Source organism: bacterium, assembly GCA_018830565.1.
In the GTDB taxonomy this organism is placed as follows: Bacteria; UBA9089; JAHJRX01; order JAHJRX01; family JAHJRX01; genus JAHJRX01.
Genome location: JAHJRX010000043.1, coordinates 20,801 through 38,831, shown reverse-complemented (window position 1 = coordinate 38,831; position 18,031 = coordinate 20,801). Strand labels below are relative to the sequence as shown.

Annotated in this window: 17 protein-coding genes, 1 other RNA gene and 1 pseudogene; 8 read left to right on the top strand and 11 right to left on the bottom strand. The window is 31.7% G+C overall.

Translation table 11 applies throughout. The features are described 5' to 3' along the window. Positions 1 to 8: 8 nt before the first annotated feature. The 10 genes from KJ849_03435 to ffs form a co-directional block, all read right to left on the bottom strand. Positions 9 to 344, bottom strand: a complete 336-nt coding sequence (locus KJ849_03435; GenBank protein ID MBU2599612.1) for a hypothetical protein — start codon at positions 342 to 344, stop codon at positions 9 to 11. Between the two features lie 10 nt (positions 345 to 354). Continuing rightward, entirely contained in the window at positions 355 to 1,164 is an 810-nt protein-coding gene (locus tag KJ849_03430) for an MEMO1 family protein (GenBank protein ID MBU2599611.1), read from the bottom strand. A gap of 257 nt (positions 1,165 to 1,421) precedes the next feature. After that, positions 1,422 to 1,865 (bottom strand): hypothetical protein, encoded by a 444-nt coding sequence (locus KJ849_03425; GenBank protein MBU2599610.1) that lies wholly within the window; start codon positions 1,863 to 1,865, stop codon positions 1,422 to 1,424. A gap of 30 nt (positions 1,866 to 1,895) precedes the next feature. Beyond that, positions 1,896 to 2,597, bottom strand: coding sequence for a cytochrome c biogenesis protein CcdA (locus tag KJ849_03420; protein MBU2599609.1), 702 nt, complete (start codon positions 2,595 to 2,597; stop codon positions 1,896 to 1,898). Positions 2,598 to 2,716: 119 nt separating this feature from the next. Continuing rightward, entirely contained in the window at positions 2,717 to 3,523 is an 807-nt protein-coding gene (locus tag KJ849_03415) for a class I SAM-dependent methyltransferase (GenBank protein MBU2599608.1), read from the bottom strand. Further along, positions 3,507 to 4,343, bottom strand: a complete 837-nt coding sequence (locus KJ849_03410) for a glycosyltransferase family 2 protein (GenBank protein MBU2599607.1) — start codon at positions 4,341 to 4,343, stop codon at positions 3,507 to 3,509. The genes KJ849_03415 and KJ849_03410 overlap by 17 nt, the downstream gene beginning before the upstream one ends. Positions 4,344 to 4,345: 2 nt before the next feature. Continuing rightward, positions 4,346 to 5,470 carry a radical SAM protein gene (locus tag KJ849_03405; GenBank protein ID MBU2599606.1) on the bottom strand — a complete coding sequence of 375 codons (1,125 nt, stop codon included), beginning with the start codon at positions 5,468 to 5,470 and terminating at the stop codon, positions 4,346 to 4,348. Further along, positions 5,460 to 6,605, bottom strand: a complete 1,146-nt coding sequence (locus KJ849_03400; protein MBU2599605.1) for a glycosyltransferase family 4 protein — start codon at positions 6,603 to 6,605, stop codon at positions 5,460 to 5,462. Before KJ849_03400 ends, KJ849_03405 begins: the two co-directional genes overlap by 11 nt. A 44-nt stretch (positions 6,606 to 6,649) precedes the next feature. Then, on the bottom strand, positions 6,650 to 8,266 hold the full coding sequence (gene dnaX, locus KJ849_03395; protein ID MBU2599604.1) for a DNA polymerase III subunit gamma/tau: 1,617 nt from the start codon (positions 8,264 to 8,266) through the stop codon (positions 6,650 to 6,652). A 53-nt stretch (positions 8,267 to 8,319) separates the two neighbouring features. After that, an RNA gene (gene ffs, locus KJ849_03390) (signal recognition particle sRNA large type) lies at positions 8,320 to 8,585 on the bottom strand. 413 nt (positions 8,586 to 8,998) lie between these two features. On the opposite strand from ffs, the gene KJ849_03385 reads away from it, so the two are divergent. Continuing rightward, the gene (locus KJ849_03385; GenBank protein MBU2599603.1) at positions 8,999 to 9,796 is read left to right on the top strand and encodes a hypothetical protein; all 798 of its coding nucleotides are present in this window, start codon (positions 8,999 to 9,001) and stop codon (positions 9,794 to 9,796) included. A 93-nt stretch (positions 9,797 to 9,889) separates the two neighbouring features. Here KJ849_03385 and KJ849_03380 read toward each other — a convergent pair whose 3' ends face one another. Further along, positions 9,890 to 10,222 (bottom strand): hypothetical protein, encoded by a 333-nt coding sequence (locus KJ849_03380; GenBank protein MBU2599602.1) that lies wholly within the window; start codon positions 10,220 to 10,222, stop codon positions 9,890 to 9,892. Between the two features lie 232 nt (positions 10,223 to 10,454). On the opposite strand from KJ849_03380, the gene KJ849_03375 reads away from it, so the two are divergent. The 7 genes and pseudogenes from KJ849_03375 to KJ849_03345 all read left to right on the top strand — a co-directional run bounded on the left by KJ849_03375 (position 10,455) and on the right by KJ849_03345 (position 17,886). After that, the gene (locus tag KJ849_03375) at positions 10,455 to 12,467 is read left to right on the top strand and encodes a FecR family protein (protein MBU2599601.1); all 2,013 of its coding nucleotides are present in this window, start codon (positions 10,455 to 10,457) and stop codon (positions 12,465 to 12,467) included. Between the two features lie 98 nt (positions 12,468 to 12,565). After that, positions 12,566 to 14,470 (top strand): adenylate/guanylate cyclase domain-containing protein, encoded by a 1,905-nt coding sequence (locus KJ849_03370; protein ID MBU2599600.1) that lies wholly within the window; start codon positions 12,566 to 12,568, stop codon positions 14,468 to 14,470. 59 nt (positions 14,471 to 14,529) lie between these two features. Beyond that, positions 14,530 to 15,252 carry a DUF3307 domain-containing protein gene (locus KJ849_03365; GenBank protein ID MBU2599599.1) on the top strand — a complete coding sequence of 241 codons (723 nt, stop codon included), beginning with the start codon at positions 14,530 to 14,532 and terminating at the stop codon, positions 15,250 to 15,252. A gap of 17 nt (positions 15,253 to 15,269) precedes the next feature. Continuing rightward, positions 15,270 to 15,380, top strand: a pseudogene (locus tag KJ849_03360) (DnaJ domain-containing protein). A gap of 150 nt (positions 15,381 to 15,530) precedes the next feature. Then, positions 15,531 to 16,073: a HEAT repeat domain-containing protein gene (locus KJ849_03355; GenBank protein ID MBU2599598.1), complete on the top strand. Its 543-nt coding sequence runs from the start codon at positions 15,531 to 15,533 to the stop codon at positions 16,071 to 16,073. A gap of 78 nt (positions 16,074 to 16,151) precedes the next feature. Next, on the top strand, positions 16,152 to 17,120 hold the full coding sequence (gene wtpA / locus KJ849_03350; protein ID MBU2599597.1) for a tungstate ABC transporter substrate-binding protein WtpA: 969 nt from the start codon (positions 16,152 to 16,154) through the stop codon (positions 17,118 to 17,120). Beyond that, the gene (locus tag KJ849_03345; protein ID MBU2599596.1) at positions 17,098 to 17,886 is read left to right on the top strand and encodes an ABC transporter permease; all 789 of its coding nucleotides are present in this window, start codon (positions 17,098 to 17,100) and stop codon (positions 17,884 to 17,886) included. Before wtpA ends, KJ849_03345 begins: the two co-directional genes overlap by 23 nt. The last annotated feature ends 145 nt before the right edge of the window (positions 17,887 to 18,031 follow it).

Below are 18,031 nucleotides of genomic sequence, written 5' to 3'. Positions count from 1 at the left end.
CTTTTTATTTAACAAGTGAGATGAAAAGCGCCAGCTACTTTCTTTTCTTTTAAAAGCTGATTAAAATAAAGAGTGGCTTCTTTAGTAGGAATACTTAAAAATTCAATATCTTTTTGGTGTAAATAATCTTTTACCTCTGGAGTTACTTTCATTAACCCAGAGCTACCCATGCCAAAAATAATAATTTCAGGTCTTTGCTCTGCCAAAGCTTCAATATCTTTTTTAACTACTTGGTGGCCTGTTACTCTCCACCAAGAGCTAACCTGATCTTGGAAAACAATGAGATCATGTTTATAAACCTTGCCCTCTATCTTAACTTGTCCAAAACTATAATCTTCTATCACTTAGTTTAGCCTATTTTACCATAATTCCTGCATAACCAACCACATGATTATAATCACCAGAAGCTTCAGCTGAGGTAGTATATTTTACCAGGATAGCCTTTTTAGCCCCTAACTCTTTAGTTGCTTTTAACATAATGACCGTGGGGGCATAACCACACATAGAGATGTTATACTTTTTAATCTTTTCCATAAGCTCATCTTCGTTTAAGTCTAAGATAGCCTCAATAGCCTTACTGTCCTTTTTAGAGACTATATTTTGAGATTCGTAGTGGGTCATATCGCTACTGGCAATAATCACAACTTTCTTAGGAGAATCTTTTACAATCCAAGCAATCTCTTTTCCAAGTTGTTTAAGTTCTTCTAAGTCTCTACCTCCTATACAAATGGGAATAATCATAAAGGGCTCATTATGTAAGCATTGTAAAAAGGGGAGTTGGATTTCAATAGAGTGTTCTTGAATGTGGGCTAAATTATCTTCTTTTAAAAGGGTAGAATTATTCAGTAGGCTATTGGCCAAATCCTTGTCTATCAAAACATCGCCTAATGGAGTTTGCCATGTTTCTTTGCTGTCAACTGCATATTCTTGCCCTAAACCCGAATGATTAGGACCTAATATGATATAAGTTGAAGCTAAATTAATTTTAGAGAAAACCTCACCAGCGGTGCCTCCTGAATAGATATATCCAGCGTGAGGAGATACTATTCCTAATACCTCTTCTTTAGAAGCAGTAAAATCTAAGAATGATTCTACTTGGGCTCTTAAAGCTTTTTCACTTTTAGGATAAAATGTTCCTGCTACTGCAGGATAGCGAATTGCCATAATAGCACCTTCCTTTCCTTAGAATTTCTTCTTTAACTACTTTTTTTGCAAACCTGATTTATTTGGGTGATAGCTTGAATGATATAGTCGTTATCAACAAAAACTGGAAATAGGAAATAATACCAACTAATAAAAGATAAACTTGCTTGGAGTTAAAAATTAATTTGCTCTAAGTCAAATTTTGACTAATAAGTGCTATAAAACAAGAGATTACATGTTTTTTTTACCCGAAACTTTAACCTGAGAATTTCTCATGATTAAGTAACTGTTTTAACTGTTTCATCTTTTTTGTCTTGCCTAATTTCTCCTGTTAATATTAATCGCTCAAATTTAAGGCAGCCTTCACATTTAGTCAAATACTTCCGAATAGCAAACAATGCCCCTACAGCCAATACCCAAATTATTAGTTCATAAGTATTTGGAATCATAAGGAGAAGCTTTCTTCCTACCACAAAAGCTAAAATTTCTGGCAAAAGTTCCATTCTTCGTTGAATCATCATCACAGCCATTTCCAGCCCCACTATTAGCAAAAGAAGATCACTTAAGATCGTTTCAAAAATAATATGAAACTTACCTAAGGAAACAGTTTGTACTTGAGTAATGGAAACTACTATCAGGTATAAACCAAAAACAACTATGACTACAATCACTATGCCTAAAACAACTTCAAGCCAGAGTAGTAACCTATGAATGAATTTCATCTTTTATTTCCTCCTTAAGTTAATTTACTTTTAAAGCAATCTTTGAAGACCATTAAATTTATCTAAGAAAATGATAATTCCTATTAAGATTAAAAATACTCCACAAGCTTTATTTATGAAAAGTAATGACTTTTTAAATTTATCAAAATAGCTCATAAAGGTGCTTAACAAGACAGATACCAATAAAAAAGGTATTCCTAAGCCTAAAGAATAAAAAATCAGCAAATAAATTCCTTGATACAAGGTAGCGGTGGTACTGGCGTAAACTAAAAGAGATCCTAAGATTGGCCCTACACAAGGTGACCAACCAAGAGCAAAAGTAACCCCAGTCAGAAAAGATCCTAAAACCCCCCACGACTTTTGTCTTAAATGTATTTTAAATTCTCTTTGTAAAAAACTTATCTTAAAAACTCCTAAGATATACAAACCTAAGAAAACTACTACCACTCCGCCTATCTTCTTAAAAATATCCTGATATTCATATAATAAACTACTTAAGTAAGTAATAGAGGCGCCTAAAAGTATAAAAATGATGGAAAAGCCCAAAATAAAGAGGAAGGTGTTTATTAATAAGTTATTCCTGGTCAACTTTAAGGAAGTATTGGTCAGCAAATCATTAAATGATAAGCCGGTAATAAAAACAAGGTATGTGGGCACAAGGGGAAAGAAACAAGGAGTAAAAAAGGTAAAAACTCCTGCTGTAAAAGCTACAAAGATAGATACCTTTTCCATAAAGTTAAACCTTTATTTTTATGCCATATGCTATAATAAACTATAACATTTTAACTTTATAACAACACTTAAAGAAGTACAATCTTTTCATGGCAACTTTTTCATAATTAAAATTGCTGCTAATTTTTTACTTTGTTAAACTCTGCAATCTGAAGATAACTAAATTGTCGAATTAGGGGAAGGTATTTATAAAAAAATACATCTAATATTTTTAAAATTTTAGCCACGGCTTTACTTTTTCCCTTAAAAATAAATTCGTCTAGAAGCCTAAAAAAGAAGAAATTCTTATAATGAACTTTATATTCACTAAAAATCTTGCCCATTTGTTTAATATCTTTATTGCCCAAAGGAATTTCATCTGCCGATCCATGCTTAGGAATGCCAAAGCGCCCAGTTAGAAGTTTCCTAGCCATCATTAATAAAAAGTTACGACTAGAATTTTCTAAGAATATAGCCCGACCTTCATCTTTTAAAACTCTTTTTAGTTCAAGAGCTCCTTTAGTTACATCTATATGATGGAGAATAAAGTAACCAACCACTAAGTCAAAACATTGGTCAGAATAACCAAGTTTTTCAAAAGGCATAACTTTTACCTCGACCCTTTCCCCTACTCCATTTATTTCTGCTCTTTTCTTAGTTAGCTTAGTTGATTCAGAAGAAATGTCAAAAGCAGAGACCAAAGCTCCTCTTTTAGCTAAAATAGTAGAAAGCACTCCAGACCCACATCCACAATCTAAAACTTTTTTATCTCTTAAGTCACCCAATCTTTCAAAAATAAAACTTTCTAATTCATTTAAGTTATCCTCATCGACCAATAGATCTTTTTCATCCTTAAGAGAAAAGGTTACTTGATTATCCCAAAACTTACTTTCTCTTTCGTAAACTTTTTTTAGGTTATTCTTTTTACAATTATTTTTTATAGACATTTTCTTTATTCCTTTTCCATATTGAGTTTTTTAACATGGTTAAAGCGTGTTTATTATAAAAATGACCAATACTAATCAAATGAAAGATCTTTCTTTTATTAAGAAAACTTTTTGCTGAAGTCCTTAGATAGTGATGAGTAATAGAAACATGAGGTAGATAATATATCTTCCACCCACTTTCTTTAACTCTAAAACACCAATCTATATCTTCATAATATAAAGGATATTTTTCATCCATCATCCCTACCTTTTTAATTACTTCCCTTCTTACAAATAAAAAAGCTCCTAAAGCCCAATCAATTTCTTTTAAAAAATTATGGTCGAAGTTGTGCATTAAATAATTTTGGTAGAATTGGACATTCTTAAACCATCTATCGAGTCTAAAACCTCGAAATAAAATAGCTAAAGGAGTTGGAAATTTACGACAACTATCTTGAATAGTTCCATCAGGATTTAGTAATTTACAAGCAGAAATACCTACTTCTTCATGTTCATCCATAAATTCTATCACCTTTTTTAAGGCGTTATCTGAAAAAGTAGTGTCAGGATTTAAAAGTAAAATATATCTTCCTTTGGAATATTTTATCCCAATATTATTATTTTTAGCAAAACTATACCTCTTTTTATTTTCTATTAAAGCTACTTCTGGAAAATTATTCTTTATAATTTCTACGGTCTGATCGTCAGATTTATTATCGATTAGAAGGACTTCAAAAGTAAATCCTTGAGCATATTTATAAAGAGATGCTAAGCAAGGCGTTAAAAAATGTCCATGGTTATGGCTGATGATCGTAATAGAAAGATCTAATCTTTTATCCATATTTAATTTTTATAGTTTAGTAACTTAAAGATAAAATTAAGGAAATTACTTATTAAAGGCAAAGGGCTTCTTTGCAAGGAAGGAATGGTTTCGCATTCTGTCCAACAATGGCACTTACCTCTCTTTATTCCTTCTCTAATACTTTTAGTTTTTTTAGAGAACCAAAAATTATTAAAATCTTCTTCTTTTGCATTTCCATAAACACTGGATAAGTTAATACAAGGATATATTTTTCCGTAAGGATCAAGGAAAAAAGAATGAGTGCCAGAATAACAATTAAAGATTCTTCTTTGTTCTATTTGATATTTTACCAGTCTTTTTAAGAAATGGACATCAAGTCTAAAAAGTTTTTCCAATAGATCTCGATGTTGATCCATATCACCTGTTATTTTATCTATGGTGGAACTTACTTCTTTTAAAATCTCTTTGGGCCAAATAAAATTCATTTCTTTATTTTGATAATAACTACCACTAACTTGAGCAAATCTAAAGGAAAACAAAGCTTTATTCTCTTTAGAGATTCGATAAGCTTCTTCAATTTCTCTAAAATTACCTTCACTAATCGTAAAGCTTAAATTTAACTCTATTTCTGGATAACTACTTTTTATAAAATTGACCAAACTTAAAACTTTTTCATAATTACCTTCTATGCCCCTGATTTTATCATGATTTTTTCCAATGCCATCTAAGGAAACTCCTAACTTTAATCGAGAAAGACTACTTTCCTTCTTAATTCTTTCTATTTTATCTATAATTAGTTGATTATTTATGCCATTAGTGACAAGATAGAGAGAAGAATTTTCATATATCTTAGAAAAGAACAAATAGATATCCACAAAATCTTTCCTTAAAAAAGGTTCACCTCCGGTGAAGGATATTTGCTTAATGTCTTTCATGTCCTTTATAGAGCTAAATATTCTTACAATTTCCTCAAAGGTTAGCTCTTCTTTTAGTAAGTTAGGATCGTTATGATAAATTCTCCAAATATTACAGGTAGCGCAACGACTATTACATAAATAAGTGACCGCAAATTGAAATCTGGTGATGCTCTTGGCATTAGGAGAAGTTAAAAGCATCTTTAATCTATTAATGCCTTTTATTAATCGACCATTTTTTTTATCTTCCATGGCTAACTCTTGAATTAATTAAACTTAAATAAATACCTTCTATCTTTTTCACCATAACTTCATCCGAAAATTTTTCCTTAACTAAATTTCGACTTTCTTTTCCCATTTCTTTTAACTTTTCTTTATTAGTTAATAGTTTTATTAGGGCCTTAGAAATTTCTTCACTGCTCTTTGGCTTTATCAATAAACCATTTTTACTATTTATACAAAATGGAATATCCCCTACCTTAGTTCCGATAATAGGAAGACCGGCACACATTGCCTCTAATATTACAATAGGTAAGCTTTCCATCAAGGAAGGAGTAATAAATAGATCGGAAACCCCTAAGACTTGACTTAAATCATCATAATAACCAGTAAAGATTACATTTTTAGTAATGTTTAATTTTTCAGCTAACTTAATTAACTCTTCTTTATACTCCCCTTCGCCACAGATTAAAAATCTCACTTCTTTAAATTTTTCTATAACTTTAGGAACGGCGGCTAATAAATACTCTACTCCTTTTTCTTTTTTGAGCTGGCCTATAGTAGTAACTATTATTTCATCTTCTTTGATTTTAAACTCAGCTTTAATTCGATCACTATCAAGAGGAAGGTTAAATCGAAGGATATCCACGCTATTGTGAATTAATTCTATCTTTTGAGGAGATATTTTCCACTTTTTAATTAGCTTTTCTTTTAAATCATTAGATCCTACCACTACCTTATCAAAAAATCTAATTAATAAAGAGTCAATGGATTCGTATATTCTTACTCTAAAAGGAGTAGAAAGACGACCATGAATAGTAGTAATAAGTGGTTTCTTATAAAGTAAAGCGGTGATAAGTCCTATCAGGTTAGATTTAAAATCATGAGTATGAATAATATTAATATCATATTCTTTAATCAAGCTCAAGACTTTTGCAATAATAGAAGGATTATATTTTGATTTTGAAGGCAGATCAACGGCTTTTAAATTTATAGATTTGGCTATTTGGTATAAAGTAGGTTGAGACGGGGTCTTAGGAAGACCAAAAGTGATAACCAGAGGATCAAAAAGTACTTTATTTATCTTTTTGGCAACAGACAAGATTAAGCTTTCAGGTCCAGCCATGGTCCAACTTCTTTTTAATTCTATAATTCTTATCTTCTTCATTATTTCTTTTTCATTATTTTTTCTTCATTATTGTTAGCTAACGATTACTTATTCTTTATGCTTATTATTTGCCCTTCAAATATTTCTAAAGTTTCTTTAACTACCGGCTCCCTATCTAATAGTAAACTGTAATTTAATTCATCAGCTTCTTCTTTTTTTACTTCATTCTTTTTTTGAGCAACAATCTTTAATCTTAGTTCCTGATTAAACACATTTCTGATTTCTTCTTCAATAATCTCTTTATTTTCCTTTTTCTCTATCATTTTAGAATAAAAACTTTCTTTAAAACCAAGGATAAGAGTATCATTATTAATTCCTATAATCTCTCCTTGGCTTAAAAAACCAATTAAAGATGCTTTTTTCTTTTTTAACCTCTCTAATAACAAAGACCATCCTCTCTGAGCTTCTTCTAAATTTAAAGAAGGAATAATTTCCAAAGAAGAATGTTCGGATAATTCAGATAACAAAGAAACACTGTCATCTTTCTTTAAAGAAAAAGTAAGCTCTTTTGCTTTACCTCTTTCTTCGATCTCTTTTAATTGGCTTAAAATATGGGAGATAGGAACTTTATCTTTAAGCTCTATTAAGTCCATCATCCCTAATTCTAAGATTAATTTAGGATGATCTGTCCCTTTAAGCTCTGAATAAAGTTTCTTTAAACATTCAATGATATTTTTTAAATATTCCAAAGAATAATTTTTTACCTGTTCCATTAAAGGATCAAGTTCATTCTTTGATAATTCTAATACTTCAACCAGGTGAGACGAAATCTTTAATAAGTATAAATCCTTATAAAATTGCAGAAGATCAAAGACTAATTGTTTTAAATCTAAACCTTGATAGTATAATTCCTTGATTAAACTTAAACAACGGGTAATATCTTGACAACTAATGGACTGGCTAAGATTAATTAAATTTTCGTAGGAAGCTTTGCCTAATAAGGATAAGACATCTTCTTTCTTAATCACCTCTCCTTTATAAGTAATTAACTGCTCTAAGATGGTTTGACCATCCCTTAAACTTCCTGTAGCCTTAAGGGAGATTAAATCTAAAGCAGAAGAATCTACGATTACCCCTTCTTCTTGGGCAATTCTTTCTAAAGCCTTAATCATATCTTCCTTGGAAATTCTTCGGAAATCATATCTCTGGCATCGAGAAAGAATGGTTAGGGGAACCTTATTAGGATCAGTAGTAGCAAAGATAAAGATTGCATAAGAAGGCGGTTCTTCTAAAGTTTTAAGTAAGGCATTAAAAGCTGGCTCGGTAAGCATATGGACTTCATCGATAATATAAATCTTATATTTTAAACTAACCGGTGCAAACTTTATTCTTTCTCTAAGCTCTCTAATCTCATCAATTCCTCTATTAGATGCCCCATCAATCTCTAATACATCTAAAGAGCTACCCTTGGTAACTTCTAAACAAAAGTTACAATTATTGCAAGGTCGAAAATTTAGATCTTTTTCTTGACAATTTATAGCTTTCGCTAAGATCCGAGCTGCCGTAGTCTTACCTGTTCCCCGAGGACCAGCAAAAAGATAAGCCTGGGTTATTCGATTACCCAAGATCACATTCTTTAAAGAAGTAGTAATGTGTTCTTGACCAATTAATTCTTCAAATCTTTGTGGCCGCCACTTTCTCGCTAAGGCTACATAACTCATAATTTTCTTATTTTTCTTACTCTTTATTAAAAATCTTTATTAAAAAAATTTAGTCGTGCACCTACCTTTAATTTCTAACTAAAAGTAAGTTCTTAATGGTTAGCTCCAGCTAAGCAGCCCTCTTGCCAATTACCCATTACTTACCGTTGCTTCTTTCCAGACCTGGCGGAGTTAGGTAATAAATAATTGCAAAGGACTTAGCTATCAACACTACTTTTTAAAAACTTATCTAATGGTTAATAAAACTTAGGGTAGGAATTAAACCCTGCTATAGCGGATTGCAGGTTACAGGGCACCGCTGGCTCCCCGTCTAGCACGACTAAAAAAATATATCAAATAAGTCTATTCTTAGTCAATGAAAATTAAATTAATGCCGTCGATAGCACTTATTAACGAAAATTAAGACCTCCTGTCCTTGCTAAGAAAGTAAGTTTTGGTTCTCAGCCTAAGAAAGGAATATTAACCAGATCTATCTTGATAATTGTTTGGCCAACTGCTCAAAAGAGATTAAAAAAGCCAAGCCTTGAAGATTGGTTTAAAAATACCAATGACTAACCGATTGCCATAATCTTTATTTTTATTTTGACATATTTTTTCTTCCGAATTATAATTTTACTATAACTATGACCGGGAACAATAACCGGGGTTAATTCCCTTTATTTTTAAAGGGTTACCAACTTATAGCTATAAAATAGTTATAAAAATTCGGAAATTTAGGTATTAAGACAATTGATGCCCTTCATCAGTAAAATTATTATCCTGATCATCTTAATCTTTCCTACCTCCATATTTGCTGCTTTTGAAGATAAGATACTGGGGAGTAGAGCCCAAGGATTAGGTGGTGCCTTTACCGCTTTAGCTAATGATTATAATGCTATTTACTATAACCCTGCTGGTCTTAGCAAGCTCATCCTTCCTACCATAAGTAGTAACTACCAATCACTATTTAATCTTTCCCCATTAAGAAATCAATCACTAAGCCTTACTCTTCCTTTAAAAAAACATCAAACCTTAGCTTTAGATATCCAATTTTTTGGAAAAGACCTCTACCAAGAAAAATGTTTGTCTTTATCTTATGCTCTTTCTTTATCTAAAAACTCTTATTTAGGTTTAAATATTAAATGGTTAAGATTAGAAATATTTGAGGCCGGAAAAGTTTCTTCCACTGGTATTGATCTAGGATTTTTATATGAGGCAACTAAAAATCTTTCTTTTGGCCTGATGGTCAAAAATATCAACCAGCCATTTTTAGGAGAAAGCTTGCCTCTTAATTATAGAGTTGGTCTTAAATTAGATCTTAATCCAGCCGCTATATTTGTTAGTGATCTTGATAGCCATCAACGAATATATATAGGAATTGAATTATACTTAGATCAGGGCTTTATCATTCGAAATGGATTTTTGACCAAACCACAAAGATATACTTTAGGATTAGGGATAAAGAAAAAAAGGGTATTTCTTGATTATGCCTTGGTAAGCCATCCTGTTCTCTCCTTTACTAACCAATTTAGCTTAACGATGGTCTTTTAAATTAACTTGATATGAAAAAAATAAGTTACACTCGTTCAATACCTAAAAGAAGAGAAGAATATTATTCTATAATGTCTCGTTAGCTGACAAATATCAATACCTTGCTCGTGCTAAATAATTGAAGGCCAAGAAATAATTTTGCCAGGATTGGTCAGTAGAGCCATATTCATTGTCAAAAGCAAAGTAGTCAGCTAAGATCTCATAAAGACGGGTTAATTCTCTGAGACGTTTTTTATTTTTTGGGTCAGAAATGGTTAAATGGAGAAGTTCTAAAACTCGTTCGAAAGCTTGCCTGCTATATTCTGGATTATTTTTATTCTTCCAGTTAATAGCCCGATTGACTTCACTTCCAATATTAGCCATTTGAACCGGAAACGAAAGTTCAAACCATCTACCATCAGCCAGGTTTTTATGTTGGTAGCTCATCTTTTCACCAATTTATTAACACATATAATTTATAATTTTTTCTTATAATTTTCATTCTATTTGCTTAAAGTTTAAATCTTTCCAACCTCTTAATTATAGCCAAATCTTTGGCAACTGTCAAAGAAAAAAAGGTCTATGAAATCATAACATCAGTTAAACAAATTTTGTTGACAATTAAAGATAAAAAGTGCATTATTATTTAAAGAATAATGAACAATAGGGAGGAAGATTAATGATAAACTTAACTAAAGAAAAGTTAATTATTTTAATGACCATTTTTGTCTTTATCTTTGGGATTAGCGTAGTTTGTGCCCAAGAAACACCAGGAGAAAGGATTGAGGAACAAAAAGTTTTAACTATTCCTGCTGAGAAAATAAATCCTGCCAAAGAAATAAAAGAAAAGCCTCAAATTCCTCAAATTAAAGAAGAAGTAAAGAAAGAAGAAGTTAAAAAGGTAGAAAAAGTACTCAAGCTTTCCCTACCGGCTAAGATTACTTTTTTAGCTGGATCAGCAAAAGTAAAGAAAGCAGGGGAAGAGAAGTGGATTTTAGCCAAGTTAAATATGGATTTAAAGCCTTTAGATGAAATTCGTACCGGTTATGATTCTCAGGTAGTGGTTACTTTAAATAATGAAGATAAGGTTACGGTGAAATCTAATACTCATATAGTTTTAGCTCTGTCAGAGAAAGAAGAAAAAGGTTCTTGGTCGGCAACCATTAAACTTTGGTTAGGAGAGATAAGATCTCATGTGGAAGGACTTAGGGAACGTCAAGGTAAGTATCAAGTAGAAACATTACAAGCAGTAGCTGGTGTTAGAGGTACAGATTTTATTGTCTGCGAAGGTTTGGATGAGATGACCAATGTAGTTTGTTTAGATGGAGAGGTAGAAGTAAATGATTTAGTCTTTAACGAAAAAGTTATCTTATCTAAAGGTCAAGTTACTACGGTAAGTTTAGACCAAAAACCAACACCTCCTAGAAATCTTAATGAAGAGGAGCTAATAAAGTATGGTCTTGTTGAAAAGAAAGCTGAAGAAAAAGAGATAAAAGAAGAAAAAGCAGCTGAAGAAACAGAAAAAGCTTTAGAAGAGCCAAAGAAAAAAGGAAAACCTGCCTGGAGAAAAAATGTTAGCTTAACAGGAGAGTATGGGACTGAGGTAATAGATGGAAAACTATATCAACGGATTTCATTTCAACCTGAGTTTTGTTTAGGAAAGGTAGGCGTGGGTTTAGATGGCTTTATTCTTATTGATAAGGATAATAAGATCAGGAAGGAAGATTGGGATGAGGCTTCAGATATTTTAGAGAAAGTCATCTACGTTCGTTATGGGCAGCCGAGAGAGCCTTTTTATATAAGACTTGGGGGCATAAGTAATGTTACCTTAGGACACGGCATGATTATGAATAAGTATTCTAATCTAATTAAGTATCCTAATGTGAGAAAAAAAGGAGTAGAATTAGGGATAAACAGCAGAATGTTAGGATTAGAGGGCATAGTTGACGATCTAAATAAGACCAATATTTATGGGATAAGAGCTTACGCAAGACCATTGGTCGACAGGAAGACTCTCTTCTTGTTAAATAAAGTTACTTTTGGAGGAACTTATTGTGTAGATAGAGATCCTAAAGGTGACAATAAAGAATTAGTTATTAAAGGTTTTGATGTGGAGTTGCCCTTAAAAGAAGGTAAAATTTTAAATGTTATTCTTTATGCAGATATAGCTGAGATAAAAGACCATGGAAAAGGTAGCGCTATTCCTGGATTGTTAATAAAGCTTCCAATGGCCATGTTTAAAGCTGAGTATAGAACTATGGATCAAGACTTTATTCCAGGATATTTTAATTATCTCTATGATCTAGAAAGAGATACCAAGAAAGATACTCTTCAGTCAAGCAATAAGGCAAAAAAAGGTGTTTATGCCGAGTTTTCCTCAAATATCTTTGACTTTGTTTCTATGAGTGCTTATTATGAAGATTATAATGAGACCAATCCTAACTTATCGGCAAAAGTAAAGCTACTTAAAAAGATAGTGCCTCAAATAACTTTAGCAGAAGCTTCTTATTTTCAAGATGATGTTACTCGGCTAAAGCTTAAGACAGAAAAGACTTATATTGAATGGAAGGTAGGTTATAGCCTTTCTGGTCCGGTGAGTTTAGTCTATGTTTATACTCAAACTTATAAAAAGGAAAACGGTGAGTTAAAGCCGGTAAGAAACATAGCCTTGTCTACGAGGGTAGACTTTTAATCTTAATAATCTTAAACACAGAACTTAATAGTTAAAGATAAAAATAACCTCCCTTATTTTTAAAAGGGAGGTTATTTTTTATAAAGCAACCACCAAAGATGAAAAAAAGAGCTAAATTTATTCTTCACGGAATTATCATAAGCCTGGCAATGGCTTGTTTAATTTACTTTATCACTAGTCATATTTACATATTTGAAGATTTTGAATTTAAGACCTTAGATTTAAGATTTAAACTTCGTGGAAAGACTCAGGCGGAGAAAAACAAGGAAATAATCTTTGAAGATATAGTTATTGTTGATATTGATGAGATTTCTCTTGATAAGTTAGGTAAATTTTATGACTGGCCACGTTCTTATCATGGACAGGCTCTAAATTATATAAGCTTAGGAGAGCCAAAAGCGATAGGATTTGATATCTTATTTATCGAAGAGGATAAAGATATAACCCAAGATCAAGCTCTCTGTGCCGATACAATGAAAGCCAGAAAGGTAGTTCATTCTTATTTTATGGGGGGAAAAGAAAAAGACGAAGTAGTAAACCTTAGAAAAGAAAGTTTCTTTAAAAATTTTTCATATCCAATGAAAGAACGAGGAAAAGTAGATCTATTAAAGAATAAATTTGCTTCTTTACCTATTCCTTCTTTGACAGAAGCTAGCGGCGGTTTAGGTTATCTGGATACCATGCCTGATGATGATGGAATTGTTAGAAATACTTATTTAATTAAAGAATATAAGGGCCGGGTCTACCCAAGTTTTGCCTTAGAAATTATTAGATTATATTTAGGAGCCAAGAAGGAGGAAGTAGAAATTCTTTTAGGAAAATATATTAAAATTAAGGAGATAAAGATACCCATAGACAAGACAGGTCGAATGCTTATTAATTATAAAGGCCCAACTCCTTCCTATCGTTATATTTCTTATCATTGGGTATTAGAAAAAAGAGTTCCTTGTGAGGTCTTTAAAGATAAAATAGTCTTATTTGGAACTTCAGCTCCTGGCTTAATGGACCTTCGCTCTTCTCCTTTTTCTCCAGCTTATCCAGGGGTAGAAATCCATGCTAATATTATTAAGAATATAAAAGATAATACTTACTTAGTTAAAGTTAGTGAAAAGGCTATTCTTTGTTTAGTTATCTTTTTAGGAATCTTAGTTGGTTTTTTTTCTGCCTCTTTAAGTTTAATGATTGGCATTCTGGTAGTCTTCTTAATATTATTATCTTATCTTATCCTTATCCTTTACTATTTTAACGCTTTAAATATTTGGCTACCTTGTGTCCAACCACTGATGGTTATCTTTTTTTCTTTTTTAGGAAATTGGATTTATCGATATCGGTTTGAAGAAAAAGAGAAGAAAAAGATAAGGAGTATCTTTGAAAAGTATGTTAGTTTTGGCATAGTCAATGAAATCTTAAATAACCCAGAAGGACTAAAATTAGGAGGAGAAAAGAAAGAAGTAACCATTTTATTTTCTGATATCCGGAAATTTACTACTATGTCAGAACAACTTTTACCCGAGAAAGTAGTCTTTATCTTAAATAGGTATTTTACCTCTATGTCTAAGATTATCTTTGAATACGAAGGAACCTTAGATAAGTTTATAGGAGATGGAATTATGGCTTTTTATGGAGCGCCTATTTATACTCCCGACCATACCAAGAAAGCTGTCTTTACAGCTCTTAAGATGAGAGAAGAACTTAAAAGACTTAATGAAGAATTTAAAAGAGAAGATATATCAGCTCTTAATATTGGCATTGGAATTAATACCGGAGAAGTGGTGGTGGGAAATATTGGCTCAAAAGAACGGATGGAATATACAGTGATTGGCGATAATGTTAATCTATGCTCAAGATTACAGTCTCTTAGCCAAGAGGGGCAGATAATTATTAGTGAAAGTACTTATCAAAAAATAAAAGATTTGGTGGAAGTAGTTAAGTTAGAGGCAGTTAAGGTTAAAGGAAAAAAAGACTTTATTCAAGTATACGAGGTCATTAAATTAAAAGAATAAATAAGAATAAATAAGAATAATATATTAAAAAAATAATATGAATATATTAAGAGAATAATATGGAAATATTCTTATCTTATCGACTTTTATTAGCCCATTTTTTAGCTGATTTTCCTTTTCAGACTAAGAAGATCTTTGAATGGAAAATCAAAAATAATTATGGTATCCTTATTCATAGTGGAATCTTTGCCGCTACTGCTGCTATCTTGTGTTATCCATATTTAATCTCTATGCGAATGTGGTTAGCGGTTATATTTTGTTGGCTAACTCATTTTCTCATCGATAAATCTAAGGTTAATTTCTTCTTTAGGTATCAAAGTGATAATTTATTTATCTTTGGACTTGATCAATGTTTGCATATTTTAGTAATTTGGGCCATATCTTACTTAGATATCTTTGGTCTTTCTTCAGTAAGGGTATCTGGTCATCTTCTCTCCTGGGAAGTATTAAATAAGACTTATCAGAGCAACGAATTTATCCTTGGTCTGAGTATTTTTATTGTAGCTACCTACGGAGGGAATATATTGATACCTTATCTAAAAAAGATATTTTTTCAAGAGATAGGAGAGACCATTACGGTTAGTTATATCTATTATAATATGGCCGAAAGAGCAGGAATTACTTTCTTATCAAGCTTTTTACCTTCATATTTTTTGTTAGTTATTCCATTCTTGTTTATTTTAAGAAAATTTTTAAAAAAGGGTAACCATAAAAGAGATTTCTTAGTTAATGTGTTAGTTAGTCTGACTTTAGGTATTATATTAAAAATATCCTTAATTTAGCTTCATAGAAAGTAAAGATGTCAAGATTTAAAGATTATTATCAAGTATTACAAGTAAGTCCAAATGCCGAGGCTCCTATGATTAGAAGAGCTTATCGATTGTTAGCTTTAAGATATCATCCTGATCGGATGTTAGGGCAGGAAGAAAAGATGATTGAGGTTACTGAAGCTTATGGTGTCCTGATAGACCCTGAAAGAAGAAAGTCCTTCGATAAAGATTATTATAAACAAAAAGATGTCTTTTTATATTCTTATCAATTTAAGGTACACAAAGAAGAAATGTTGAATCGATCCAAAGAAAGAGAAGAGTATTATAAAAAGAAAGAAGAAGAGATGTTGAAGGAATTAATTAAGCATAAAGAAGTTAAGAGAGAAAAATTTTACAAAAAAGAAGAAGAAAATAAGGACGAGAGAATAAAGTTGTTCCTTAAGATTATCAAAGATCCTCGAAATTCTATTGAATTTCGCTGGAAAGCTAAGATGAAGTTAGTTGAAATTAGAGAACCCACAGTGTTACCTTTAATTGATGAATTAAGTTGCCAAAATCATGAAGTTCGGTATTTTGCGGCGGTGGCTTTAGGTGAAATTGGAGATCTTAGAGCGGTAGAGCCATTAATAGAAAGATTAAAGGATAAATGGGAATTAGTAAGAAATTATGCCGCGGAAAGCTTAGGAAGACTAAAGGATAAAAGAGCTATTCCTCCTCTTTTAGAGATATTTTATAACGAACAAGAATCTGAAGAAGTAAGATTTAATGTTAAGAAAGCCTTAGAAACTTTAGAATATAATTTTGAAGAAGATAAGATCAATCAAAGGAAATAATACCGAGTAACAAAAGATAAACTTGTTTGGAGTTAAATTAATTTGCTCTATGTCAAATTTTCATTAATAAGTGCTTTAATGGTCATCGTCTTCTTATTATCAGGAGACTTAAAGACTGGGCAAGCAAAAGATCTTGATAAGGCTAATTTAATCATCTTTCACGCCGGAAGTCTTGCTGGGCCATTTAAAACATTAGAAGAGCAATTTGAGAAAGCGTATCCTGACGTTGATGTCCTAAGAGAATCACTGGGAAGTAGGCTTGCGGCTCGTAGTGTTAGCGAATTAGACAAGGAAGCTGATATAGTGGCTGTCTCTGATTATCGAGTCATTATCGATATCTTAATGCCTAAGGATACTAACTGGTATTTATGCTGGGCTAGTAATCAAATGGTCATTATGTATTCAGAGAATAGTAAGTATGCCAAGGAGATTAATTCTAATAACTGGTATAAAATTTTGCTTAGAAAAGGAGTTAATTATGGACATTCTGATCCTAACTTAGATCCTTGTGGATATAGAAGCTTATTTGTTTGGCAATTAGCCGAAAGGTATTATCAATTACCTGGTTTATATAAAAAATTATCTCAAAATTGTCCTTCTAAGAATATAAGACCTAAAGAAACAGATTTAATTGCCTTAGTAGAAATAGGAGAGTTAGATTATGTCTTTAGCTATTCTTCGATAGCCAAACAACATCGTCTTTCTTTTGTAAAATTACCAGATGAGATAAATTTAGAAAAGATAAGACTAAAAGAAGACTATAAAAAAGCTTCTTTAAAGATTTCTGGTCAGAAGCCAGGAACTTACACCAAGGTTTTTGGCGAACCTATTATCTATGCCCTCACCATTCCTAGAAATGCCCCCAACAAAGACTTGGCTTATAAATTTATTAGTTATTTATTAAGTAAAGAAGGTGAGAAAGTGTTCCTAAAATCTGGTCAATCGCCGATAACGCCAGCCATTGTTAATAATTTAAAATATCTTCCTAAAGAATTAAGACATCTTAATCTAGTTTCCAACAAAGATGAAGAGGATAAGAAACCTTAACCAGTTAAAGATATTATTCTTCTTTTTAGGTAGCATTATTATCTTTTTTATTCTCTTTCCTTTGATAAAGATAGTAATAACTACTAATCCTAAAATACTATGGGAAACCTTAAATGACCATGTAGTTAACCAGAGCATCTTATTAACTATGTATGCCGGTTTAATCTCTACTTTATTGGCTTTTATTTTTGGCATTCCATTAGCTTATTGTTTAGCTCGTTATGATTTTAAAGGTAAAGAAATTATTGAAGGAATCATTGATCTTCCTGTAGTCATTCCTCATACAGCCGCTGGAATTGCTCTCTTAATGGCTTTTCATCGAAATTCTATAGTTGGCAAGATATTTGCTTCTTTGGGTCTAGAATTTATTGGTAACCTCTCTGGGATAATAATAGCCATGTCTTTTGTGAGTTTGCCTTTTTTAATTAATGCTGCTAAAGAAGGTTTTCAAGCCGTTGATGTAAAATTAGAAAAAGCAGCTCGGACTTTAGGGGCGAATGGATTTTATGCTTTTTCCACTGTTTCTTTGCCTTTGGCTAAAAGGAGTATTATTTCTGGAATGATGATGATGTGGGCCAGAGGAATTAGTGAGTTTGGAGCCGTATTAATTATCGCTTATCATCCGATGGTGGCTCCTGTGTTGTTATTTGAAAGATTTCAATCTTATGGTCTTTCTTATGCTCAGCCAGTAGGAGTAATCTTAATTTTTATTTCTTTGTTAATATTTATTATTCTACGAATACTTCTCGGCAAGAGGAATATATAGCACTTATTAACGAAAACTAGACATAGGAAATAATACCGAGCAATAAAAGATAAACTCGTTGGCACTCAATTAATTTGCTCTATGTCAAATTTTCATTAATAAGTGCTATATTAAACGTTATTAATATAAGATGAGAAATTACTAC